10 protein-coding genes, 2 pseudogenes and 1 riboswitch are annotated in these 10,536 nt (G+C 73.4%); of the genes and pseudogenes, 8 read left to right on the top strand and 4 right to left on the bottom strand.

The features are described from left to right. Window positions 1–180 (bottom strand): annotated as a pseudogene (locus ACH4LD_RS31645) (cytochrome ubiquinol oxidase subunit I); the annotation flags it as partial. Between the two features lie 106 nt (window positions 181–286). Between ACH4LD_RS31645 and ACH4LD_RS31640 the strand changes: the two are divergent. Both ACH4LD_RS31640 and ACH4LD_RS31635 read left to right on the top strand, forming a co-directional pair. Next, window positions 287–790 (top strand): annotated as a pseudogene (locus ACH4LD_RS31640) (RNA polymerase sigma factor); the annotation flags it as partial. A 373-nt stretch (window positions 791–1,163) separates the two neighbouring features. Beyond that, complete coding sequence (locus ACH4LD_RS31635; protein ID WP_398057374.1) at window positions 1,164–2,138, top strand: CU044_5270 family protein; 975 nt, start codon at window positions 1,164–1,166, stop codon at window positions 2,136–2,138. Window positions 2,139–2,501: 363 nt separating this feature from the next. Here the strand turns inward: ACH4LD_RS31635 and ACH4LD_RS31630 are convergent, their stop codons facing one another. Together ACH4LD_RS31630 and ACH4LD_RS31625 are read right to left on the bottom strand one after the other, a co-directional pair. After that, window positions 2,502–3,350 (bottom strand): bifunctional 5,10-methylenetetrahydrofolate dehydrogenase/5,10-methenyltetrahydrofolate cyclohydrolase, encoded by an 849-nt coding sequence (locus ACH4LD_RS31630; protein ID WP_398057375.1) that lies wholly within the window; start codon window positions 3,348–3,350, stop codon window positions 2,502–2,504. Between the two features lie 26 nt (window positions 3,351–3,376). Next, window positions 3,377–3,457, bottom strand: a riboswitch (ZMP/ZTP riboswitch). A gap of 75 nt (window positions 3,458–3,532) precedes the next feature. After that, on the bottom strand, window positions 3,533–3,898 hold the full coding sequence (locus ACH4LD_RS31625) for a nuclear transport factor 2 family protein (RefSeq protein WP_132785722.1): 366 nt from the start codon (window positions 3,896–3,898) through the stop codon (window positions 3,533–3,535). A 189-nt stretch (window positions 3,899–4,087) separates the two neighbouring features. On the opposite strand from ACH4LD_RS31625, the gene ACH4LD_RS31620 reads away from it, so the two are divergent. From ACH4LD_RS31620 to ACH4LD_RS31600, 5 genes are all read left to right on the top strand, one after another. After that, window positions 4,088–4,390, top strand: a complete 303-nt coding sequence (locus ACH4LD_RS31620) for a hypothetical protein (protein WP_398057376.1) — start codon at window positions 4,088–4,090, stop codon at window positions 4,388–4,390. 163 nt (window positions 4,391–4,553) lie between these two features. Further along, a complete protein-coding gene (locus ACH4LD_RS31615) occupies window positions 4,554–5,642 on the top strand; it encodes an S-(hydroxymethyl)mycothiol dehydrogenase (protein WP_132785724.1) in 1,089 nt (362 codons plus the stop codon). After that, a complete protein-coding gene (locus tag ACH4LD_RS31610; protein ID WP_132785725.1) occupies window positions 5,642–6,271 on the top strand; it encodes an MBL fold metallo-hydrolase in 630 nt (209 codons plus the stop codon). Before ACH4LD_RS31615 ends, ACH4LD_RS31610 begins: the two co-directional genes overlap by 1 nt. Window positions 6,272–6,480: 209 nt before the next feature. After that, window positions 6,481–7,395, top strand: a complete 915-nt coding sequence (locus tag ACH4LD_RS31605; protein ID WP_398057377.1) for an SDR family oxidoreductase — start codon at window positions 6,481–6,483, stop codon at window positions 7,393–7,395. Between the two features lie 52 nt (window positions 7,396–7,447). Then, window positions 7,448–8,239 carry an SDR family NAD(P)-dependent oxidoreductase gene (locus tag ACH4LD_RS31600; protein ID WP_398057378.1) on the top strand — a complete coding sequence of 264 codons (792 nt, stop codon included), beginning with the start codon at window positions 7,448–7,450 and terminating at the stop codon, window positions 8,237–8,239. Between the two features lie 3 nt (window positions 8,240–8,242). Here ACH4LD_RS31600 and ACH4LD_RS31595 read toward each other — a convergent pair whose 3' ends face one another. Further along, window positions 8,243–9,631, bottom strand: a complete 1,389-nt coding sequence (locus tag ACH4LD_RS31595) for a pyridoxal phosphate-dependent decarboxylase family protein (RefSeq protein WP_398057379.1) — start codon at window positions 9,629–9,631, stop codon at window positions 8,243–8,245. A 203-nt stretch (window positions 9,632–9,834) separates the two neighbouring features. Between ACH4LD_RS31595 and ACH4LD_RS31590 the strand changes: the two genes are divergently transcribed. After that, window positions 9,835–10,530, top strand: a complete 696-nt coding sequence (locus ACH4LD_RS31590) for a L,D-transpeptidase family protein (protein WP_398057380.1) — start codon at window positions 9,835–9,837, stop codon at window positions 10,528–10,530. Window positions 10,531–10,536: the final 6 nt, after the last annotated feature.

Below are 10,536 nucleotides of genomic sequence, written 5' to 3'. Positions count from 1 at the left end.
GAACTGCTCGTTCGACATGATCTGCAGGCCCGGCCGGGCCAGCTCGGCGCGCATGAGCAGCGCCATCACGCCACCGATCAGGAAGAACGCGAACGCTGTGACCAGATACAGCGTGCCGATCGTCTTGTGATCGGTGCTGGTGAGCCACTGCACGGCTCTGGTGTCTCGGATCCTCTTCACGCCCCGCCTGTGTCCGCGCCCGGCCCGCGGGTCACACTCGGGGGACGCGAGGAACATCACGGAAGAAGGGTGTGACGATCCGGGGGGTGCCGGACACGAACCGAGCATGAGCAACGACGAGATCTTCGCCGCTGCCTATCGCGAGCACTACTGGGCGGTCAGCCGTTATGTCGCCAGGCGACTGCAGGGGCGGACCGACGAGGTGGAGGAAGTGGTGGAGGAGGTGTTCACGGTCGCCTGGCGGCGCAGGGCCGACCTGCCGGCCGCGCCGCTGCCCTGGCTGTACGGGGTGGCCCGGAACTGCCTGGCCAACGCGGTACGCGGCTACGGGCGTCGGCGCCGGCTGGTGGACCGGCTGGGCAACGACGAGACCGCGCACGGCCGGCACATCGCGGCAGGCCCCGACGCGGAGGCCCCCGGCGCCTGGGTGCACGAGGCCCTGGACCGGCTCTCCCCGGCCGACCAGGAGATCCTGCGCCTCGCCGCCTGGGAGGAACTCGACGCCGAGGAGATCGCGGTCGCCCTCGGCTGCGGTCGCCGCGCGGCAGCCATGCGCCTGCACCGCGCCCGCCGCCGCCTGCGCACGGAGATCGACCGCCTGTGCCCCGCGGCACCACCGGCACACACACCGCCGCCCGGGCCGCGTCTGAGCCCTCCGACACCGTCGCCGGAAGCGCCGCCCGAGCCGCGCCCCGGCGAACCGTCGCCGGAGGCGCCGCCCGAGGTGTCCACTGGGGGACTGTCGCTGGGGGCGCTGCCCGAGGTGACCGCTGGGGGACCGAGGCTCGGGGCGCTGCCCAAGCTGACCGCTGAAGGGCCGACGCTCGGGGCGCTGCCCAAGGTGTCCGCTGAGGGGCCGACGCTCGGAGCACTGCCCGAGGTGTCCCCGGGGGGACCGACGCCCGACGGTGATGCCCGCCCCGACCGGCGACCCTCCAGCCCCGCGCCCACCACCGACGCATGCCTGCGCAAGGACCCCCGACATGCCTGACGAACTCGAACTTCTCCGGCGCGCCAACCCCGTACCGGACGACGGGCCGTACTTCGGTGACGGGCCCCTGGACCAGCGCGCCGAGTCGCGGCTCGATCGGCTGCTGCGTCAACCCCTCCCGACGCGCCGCGTCCCCCGCGCCCGCCTGCTGTGGGGCCTCGCCGCCACGGGCGTCGTCCTGGCGACCGCGCTCGCCGCGCTGGTCGGCGGGCCGAACACCCAGCCCGCCCTCGCCGCGCCCCGGCCGCTGACCGTGCGCGCCGACTCCACCCCCGTCCCGCTGACGCGGCTGGCCGAACTGGCAGCGACCGCCGCCGCCGACGGCTCGCCGCGCCTGCGCAAGGGCACGCACGTGCAGTCGTGGAGCCTGAGCATGGCGGACGGCAAACCCCCCGTCACCCTGCCCGAGGAGCGGGTGGTGCGCTGGCGCGCGGACGACAGCCACACCGAGCTGGTCGTGGCGACGGACCCGCGCCGGCCGGGACGCCCGGTCCTCACCGACGAGGGCGGAGACGCCCGTGTGGTGGCCGACGGCCACGTCCTCAGCCGGGCCACCTACCCGCCGAGCTGGAGTGACGCCCCGCCCGAGGCACCGCCGCCGCACACCCCGGCCGCCCTGCGCGCCTACCTCGCCGAGACCGTCCGTACGGGCTCCCTGGGCACCCCCCAGCTCCTCGACGCCGTCGGGGAGCTGCTGGACCACTGGACGCTGGGCGCCCGCGAGTCCGCGGCACTCGTCAACGTGCTCGCGGATGCCAAGGGGCTGCGGGCCGTGGGACAGGTGACCGACCGCCTCGGCCGCCCCGGGCAGGCGTACGTGTACGAGGGCGGGGGCAGCCGGCGGATGCTGATCCTCGACCCGCGCACCGGCACCGTCCTCGGCCTGGAGACCACCTTCACCCGGGACGCCCCCGAGTACGGCGTCGAGGCGGGGGACGTCATGGACTACAGCGCCTGGATGCGCTGACCGTCGAGGCATGGCGCGTCCGACGACGCCGACCGGCGCTCAGCCGCCCGGGGTTGCTCGGCGACGCCTGGCGGTGCCCCGGCCCGGGTGTGGCGCTGCCGGCCCGGCGCTGGTCGGCGATGTCTGGTGGTGCCGTGAGCGGTGTGGCGCGGACCCGCGTCCCAGGGCGTTCGGCGCGGCCGGACGGTGCCCCGGTCCGCGCGGTGCTGCCCGGCCGCCCGGCGCTGGTCGGCGATGCGCTGCCAGTGATCCGTGCCGTACGGTGCTGACCCGCCGCCCGGCGCTGCTCGGCGACGCCGGCCGGCGGTCCGCCTCGCCCGGCACTGCCCCGTCGGCCACCGCTGAGCCCCCCCCCGCGGCCCCCTATACCCCCAGCTGCCGGGCGGCGGCCGTCACCGTTTGGTCCAGGAGCGTGGCGATCGTCATCGGGCCGACGCCGCCCGGTACCGGGGTGATCAGCGACGCCCGCTCCACGGCCGAGTCGAAGTCGACGTCGCCGACGTTCCCCGGGTTGTAGCCGGCGTCGATGACGACCGCGCCCGGCTTGATGTCCTGCCCGCGGATCAGTCGCGGCCGGCCTACCGCGGCCACGACGATGTCGGCCTCGCGGACCACGGCCGAGAGCTCACGGGTGCGCGAGTGGCAGTAGGTCACGGTCGCGTCCCGGGCGAGCAGCAGCATGCCCACCGGCTTGCCGAGGATCGCGCTGCGGCCGACCACCACGGCCCGCTTCCCGGCCGGGTCGATGCCGTACTCGTCGAGCAGCCGCAGGATGCCGCCCGGCGTGGCGGAGACGAAGCCCGGCAGCCCGAAGCTCATCGCGGCGAACGACGCGAAGGTGACACCGTCGACGTCCTTCTCCGGCGCGATCGCCTCGAACGCGGCCCGCTCGTCGATGTGGTCGCCCACCGGGTGCTGGAGCAGAATGCCGTGCACACCCGGGTCGGCGGACAACTCCCGCAGGGTGCCGACGAGTTCGTCGGTCGTGGTGGTCGCGGGCAGGGCGACGTGCCGGGACTCGATGCCGGCCTTGCGGCTGCGGTTCTGCTTCATCCGGACGTACGTCACGGACGCCGGGTCCTCGCCGACCAGCACGGTCGCCAGACACGGCGCGGTACCGGTGCGCTCGGTGAGAGCGGCGGCCTTCTTCGCGGTGTCCTCGACGATGCGGCGGGCGGGCGCGGTGCCGTCCATCAGACGGGCCTGGGTCATGCTGCACACTCCTGAGCTGGATCGACTCTCCTCGCCCAGGCGCGCGGCAACCGACGCGGACCGCTCCCCGGTGGTGCTCCACCTCAGCGCCAGTCACGGCCCGCGTACAGCGTAACCGAGGGTGCGTACGACCTGCGGACCCCGCTCGGCCTCCTTCCGCTCCCGCCGTACCCGGCCGGGGCCTACTCGTCCCAGGCCTGGATGATCAGCTGGTCGGTGATCTTGCCGTCCCGCAGGGTGACCATCGACTCGGCGAGGACCCGGGTGCCGTCCCCGTACTCGCAGGACTCGCTGTAGGCCGCCTGGTCGCCCTGGACGACGCACCGGTCCAGCCTGTGCGTCATGTCGCGGCTGTAGACGTCGTCCAGCAGTTCGGCGATCTGGCTGCGACCGTGCAGGACCGTGGGATGGCTGGGCTGGTTGTTGCGGTCGACGATGCGGATCTCCGCGTCGTCCGCGTAGAGCGACAGCAGGTTGTTGCCGGTGTTGCCCTCGATGGCCCGGCGCAGTGTGTCGGTGTCGAAGGCGGACCCCGCCGCGGTACCCATGGTGACCTCCTTCAGGTGCCCGTATGGTCCAGGTGCCCGTGCGGTCCGGCCAGGAGCGGGCCGCACGGGCCCACCTCCGAGACTCCTCCGCCCCGGCGGCCCCGGCAAGCCCGGCCGCGCGCTCCACCTCCCGGGTGAGCGCGGCCCACCGCCCGTGTCCGCCCGGGGTCCGTCGCCGTTGCTGAAGGCATGATCTCAACACGACGTATCGCCGCCGCCGTCGGTCTGGCCGCCGGGATCGCCGGCCTCGCCGTACCCCAGGCGAACGCGGCCGGCACCGGCGCACCGCTCGTCGGGAAGCTCGGCGCGCTGAGCACGCTGGACTCGCTCGCCGTCAGTGACCTCCCGGCGGAGCAGCGGGGCCGGGTGCCGCGGCCCACAGAGCAGTTGCAGGAGCTGAAGCACCTGAAGGAGCTGAACCGGCTCAACCAGGTGGAGCAGGTCCTCGCGCCCGCCGCGCCGGTGCTCGGTCTGGTCGGCGCCGTCCACTGATCCCGCCCCCCCGGCACGAGGGCCGTCCCGTCGGGGCGGCCCTCACCGCTGCCCGAATCCGCCGCGTCCGGAAAGATCCACGAACCACCTCGTGGTCCGCCCCGCTACCGATCGGTCGCGCGTAATGTCGGCGGTGAAGGCAAACGAAGGAAGGAACCAGACCATGGCGCAGGAAGTCCGCGGCGTGATCGCACCGGGCAAGGACGAGGCCGTACGGGTCGAGACGATCGTGGTGCCGGACCCGGGGCCCGGCGAGGCCGTCGTACGCGTCCAGGCCTGCGGCGTCTGTCACACCGATCTGCACTACAAGCAGGGTGGCATCTCGGACGACTTCCCCTTCCTGCTCGGCCACGAGGCGGCCGGTGTGGTGGAGTCGGTCGGCGAGGGTGTCACCGACGTCGCCCCCGGCGACTTCGTCGTCCTGAACTGGCGTGCGGTGTGCGGGCAGTGCCGCGCCTGTCTGCGCGGCCGGCCCTGGTACTGCTTCAACACCCACAACGCACGGCAGAAGATGACCCTCGCCGCCACCGGCCAGGAACTGTCCCCGGCCCTGGGGATCGGCGCCTTCGCCGAGAAGACGCTCGTCGCGGCCGGCCAGTGCACCAAGGTCGACCCGGCCGTCTCCCCGGCGGTCGCGGGCCTCCTCGGCTGCGGGGTGATGGCCGGCATCGGCGCGGCGATCAACACCGGCAACGTGGGACGTGGCGACTCGGTCGCCGTCATCGGCTGCGGCGGTGTCGGCGACGCGGCGATCGCCGGGTCCAACCTGGCCGGCGCGGCGAAGATCATCGCGGTGGACATCGACGACCGCAAGCTGGAGAAGGCCCGCACGCTGGGCGCCACCCACACCGTCAACTCCAAGGAGACCGACCCGGTCGAGGCGATCCGCGAGCTGACCGGCGGCTTCGGCGCCGACGTCGTCATCGAGGCCGTCGGCCGCCCGGAGACGTACCGGCAGGCGTTCTACGCCCGTGACCTCGCCGGCACCGTCGTCCTCGTCGGCGTCCCCACCCCCGAGATGAAGCTCGAACTGCCCCTCCTGGACGTCTTCGGCCGCGGCGGCGCCCTCAAGTCCTCCTGGTACGGCGACTGCCTGCCCAGCCGGGACTTCCCCATGCTGATCGACCTCCACCTGCAAGGCCGCCTGCCGCTCGACGCGTTCGTCACCGAGACGATCCAACTGGACCAGGTGGAGCAGGCGTTCGAGCGGATGCACCACGGTGACGTGCTGCGTTCGGTGGTGGTGCTGTGATGGCCGCGCGCATCGAACGCCTCGTCACCTCGGGCCAGTTCACCCTCGACGGCGGCACCTGGGACGTGGAGAACAACGTGTGGATCGTCGGCGACGACCACGAGGTGATCGTCATCGACGCCGCCCACGACGCCGAGGCCATCGCCCGCGCCGTCGACGGCCGCCGGCTGACCGCCATCGTGTGCACGCACGCCCACAACGACCACATCAACGCGGCCCCGGAACTCGCCGAGCTCACCGGCGCGACGATCTGGCTGCACCCCGACGACCTGGCGCTGTGGAAGCAGACCCACCCGCACCGGGATCCCGACCGGCACCTCCTCGACGGCCAGGTCATCGAGGCCGCCGGCGCCGACCTCACCGTCCTGCACACCCCGGGGCACGCCCCCGGCGCCGTCTGCCTGTACGACCCGGGCCTCGGCACCGTGTTCACGGGCGACACCCTCTTCAAGGGCGGCCCCGGAGCCACCGGGCGTTCCTACTCGCACTTCCCGACGATCATCGACTCCCTCCGCAACCGCCTCCTCACCCTCCCGCCGGAGACCAAGGTCCTCACCGGGCACGGGGACGGCACCACCATCGGCGACGAGGCGCCCCACCTGGAGGAATGGATCGCCCGCGGCCACTGAGCCGACGGCCACCGAGCCCGCGCCACTGAACCGGTGGCCACCGAGCCCGGTGACCACCGAATCCGGCGGCCATGAGCCCGCCGGCCACCGGATCCCGCGGCGATACACCGCGCGGCCCGCGTGAAAGCCGACAGAAGATGTCCGGCTTCCCGGCGACAGTGGACGACGACAGCAGTCGTACCGCAGTCGTACCGCACGGGAGGCCGTACATGTCAGGACCGCTGGAAGGCAAGGTGGCGCTGGTCGCCGGGGCGACCCGGGGCGCCGGACGGGGCATCGCCGTCGAACTCGGCGCGGCCGGCGCCACCGTCTACGTCACCGGCCGCAGCACCCGCGCCCACCGCTCGGAGTACGACCGCCCCGAGACCGTCGAGGACACCGCCGACCTCGTCACCGCGGCAGGCGGACAGGGCATCGCCGTGGCCGCCGACCACCTCGACAAGACCGCCGTACGCGAACTGGTGGACCGCGTCGCGGACGAGCGGGGGCGCCTCGACGTCCTCGTCAACGACATCTGGGGCGGTGAGAACCTCTTCGAGTGGGACACCCCCGTGTGGGAGCACGACCTCGACAACGGCCTCCGGCTGCTCCGTCTCGCGGTCGAGACCCACGCCGTCACCAGCCACTACGCCCTGCCGCTGCTGCTGCGACACCCCGGCGGACTGGTCGTGGAGGTCACCGACGGCACCGCCGAGTACAACCGCGACACCTACCGGGTGAACCTCTTCTACGACCTCGCCAAGACCTCCGTCCTGCGCATGGCCTTCGCGCTCGGCCACGAACTCGGCCCGCGCGGTGCCACCGCCGTCGCCCTCACCCCGGGCTGGATGCGCTCCGAGATCATGCTCGACGCGTTCGGCGTCCGCGAGGAGAACTGGCGGGACGCCCTGGCGCGCGAACCCCACTTCGCCATCTCCGAGACCCCTCGCTTCACCGGCCGGGCCGTCGCCGCCCTGGCCGCCGATCCCGACGTGCCCCGGTTCAACGGCCGGTCGCTGTCCAGCGGCGGCCTCGCCCGGGTGTACGGCTTCACCGACCTCGACGGAAGCCGGCCGGACGCCTGGCGGTACCTGGTCGAGGTGCAGGACGCGGGCAAGCCGGCGGACGTCACCGGCTACCGGTGAAACCGGGCGCAGAACCGGTGAAAGCGCGCCCGGGGAGCCGTACCGTCGGCCCATGACTGATCCGACTCGCTTCGCAGGACACGGAGTTCTCGTCACGGGCGGCGCCCGCGGCATCGGCGCGGCCGTCGCCCGGCGGATCGCCGAGGAGGGCGGCCGGGTCCTGGTCACCGACCGGGACCTGCCGGAGGCGGAACGGACCGCCTCCGCCCTGCGCCGGCAGGGCCTCGCCGCCGAGGCGTTCGCGTGTGACGTGGCCGACGGCGCCGCCGTCGAGGCGGCCGTCGCCCACGCCGTCACCGCGTTCGGCTCGCTCGACGTGCTGGTCAACAGCGCCGCCCACTGCACGTCGGACGCCCCGCTCTTCGAGGACGACCCCGACGAGGCCTGGGCGCGCGACCTCGACATCACCCTCACGGGCGCCTACCGCTGCTGCCGCGCCGCCCTGCCGCACCTCGCGGCCTCCGGACGCGGGGCGATCGTCAGCGTCGGCTCCGTCAACGGCGTGCAGGACTTCGGCAACCACGGTTACAGCGCCGCGAAGGCCGGCCTCGGCTCGCTCACCCGCACCCTCGCCGGGCACGCGGCGCCCCGGGGCGTGCGGGTCAACCTGGTCGTGCCGGGCACGGTCCGCACCTCGGCGTGGGAAGGACGCGACGACGAACTCGACGCCGTCCGCCCCCTGTACCCGCTCGGCCGGGTCGGCGAGCCGGAGGACGTCGCCGCCGCCGTCGCCTTCCTCGCCTCGCGCGACGCCGCCTGGATCACCGGGACCTCCCTCGTCGTCGACGGCGGCCTCACGGCCGTCAACACCGGCTTCCGCGCGGCCGTGCGGCACACCTCGTGACCCTCAGTCCGAGGCCGCCGCCAGCACCGCGAGCACCCGGTCCGTGTCCGCCTCGGTGGTCCGCCAGTTGCTGAACGCGGCGCGCAGCCCGGGCACCCCGCCGTACACCGTCGGCGTCACATACGCCTCCCCGGACGCGGCGACCGCCCGGGCCAGCGCCGCCACCCGCTCCGGCGACGGGTCCGTGGCCAGGGTGAAGCACACGACGTTGAGGCGCACCGGAGCCAGCAGGGTGAGGCCCGGCAGCGCGTCGACGCCCGCGCCGAGCCGACGGGCCAGCGCCACGTTCCGCTCCACGACCTCCCGGTGCCCGTCCCGCCCGTACGCCACCAGCGAGAACCAGGCCGGCAGGGCCCGCAGCCGGCGCGAGTTCTCCGGGGTCAGATGCAGGAAGTCGGGATCGCCGTCTGGCAGGCCGAGATACGGCGAGGCGTTGTGGAACACCGCCACCTGCAGATCGCGCCGCCGGGTGAACTGGACGGCCGCGTCATAGGGGACGTTCAGCCACTTGTGCAGGTCCACGCAGACCGAGTCGGCCGCGTCGAGCCCGTCGACCAGCGCCGCGTGTTCCGGGGAGAGCGCGGCGAAGGCGCCGAACGCCGCGTCCACGTGCAGCCAGAAGTCGTAGCGCTCCTTCAGTGCCGCGACGGCCCGCAGATCGTCGAAGTCGACGGTGTTCACGGTGCCCGCGTTCGCGACGACCAGCACCGGCCGGCCGCCGGCCCCGGCCAGCGCCGTCTCCAGCGCGGTCACGTCGACGGCCTCCCGGTTGCCGGGCAGCAGCGGCACCGGCCGCAGCCGGTCCCGGCCCAGGCCCAGCACCGACATCGCCTTCGCGATGCTGGAGTGCGGGCTGCCGGAGAGCACGTCGAGCGGCCCCAGCGCGGCGGTGCCCGCCCGGGAGACGTCCACGCCCAGCCGCTCACCGGCCCACTCCCGGCCGATCGCGAGCCCGACCGCGTTCGACATGGTCGCGCCCGTCACGAACGCCCCGCTGTGCGCCCCGCCCAGCCCGAACAGCTCGCGCAGCCACGACACCGTCTCCCGCTCCAGCTCCTGTGCCCAGGAACCGCCGGCGCCGGACAGGTTCTGGTCGAGGGCGGAGGTCAGCCAGTCACCGGCGACGGCCGCGGGCGTGGCGCCGCCGGTGACGAAGCCGAGGTAGCGCGGACCGGCGGAACCGGAGAAGCCGGGCGCCCACCGTTCGGCGAACCGGGTGAGCGCGCCGTCACCGCCCGCGCCCGAGGCGGGGAGCGGGTCCCGCGAGGGTACCGGCCCGGGCGCGGCGACCGGCCGCCCGGCGAGCCCCGCCACCTCCCGGGCGGCGAGATCACGGGCGGCCTGGAGCAGTTGGGGGAGCCGGGCGAGGTCGTCGGCGAGAGCGGGGTGCATGCGGCGCAGCGTAGACGGTCACCGCTCACCGCGAGAGGTGCCGTACGGCCGGAAGTTCACCGTTTCGTCACAGCCTGACCGGAACCACAACCATCTCCGGCCCGGCCGGGTCTAGTAGTCCGACATCGCGGGAATCGCGCAGGAGAGCACCGGGGAGGCCCGGGCGAACCGAACGGGCAAAAGGGGAAGGGGAAGAGGCCGCCATGGGGGTCATAGGCAGAAGAGGTGCGGTCGCGCTGGGCGTCACGGGACTGGTGGCGCCGCTGGCGCTCGCCCTCACCGCAGCGCCGGCCCAGGCCGCGAGCTGCACCACGAGCACGGGGCCGTACCAGAAGCAGGTGGAGAAGTTCCTGGGCCGGCCGGTCGACGGCAAGCAGTCCGCCACCGACTGCAAGGCCATCCAGGCCTTCCAGAACAAGCACGGCATCACGCCCGACATCGGCTACGCCGGTCCCGTCACCTGGGGCGTGATGGACCTGATGAACAAGCAGAAGGCCGTCGGGAACAAGCCCAACAAGGACGGCAAGTGCCCGGTGAACAAGGGCCGCATCGCCTGCGTGAACCTCACGCTCCAGCTCAGCTGGATCCAGGACGGCAACCGGCTCGTCTACGGCCCGGTGCCGGTGCGCACAGGACGCGACGGCTACGAGACCCGCACCGGCCTGAAGAAGATCTACTGGCGGGACATCGACCACGTCTCCACCATCTACAACGTGCCGATGCCCTACAGCCAGTTCTTCGACGGCGGCCAGGCCTTCCACTCGGTGGGCCTGAGCATGTGGAACCCGCCCGGTTCGCACGGCTGCGTCAACATGACCACCACGACCGCCAAGAAGTACTGGTCACTGCTGAAGAACGGTGACGACGTCTTCGTCTACGGCCGCAAGCCCGGCACCTGAGCCCGC

The organism is Streptomyces sp. NPDC017676 (genome assembly GCF_044329325.1).
Taxonomy (GTDB): domain Bacteria; phylum Actinomycetota; class Actinomycetes; order Streptomycetales; family Streptomycetaceae; genus Streptomyces.
This window is presented reverse-complemented; position numbering and strand designations above follow the sequence as displayed.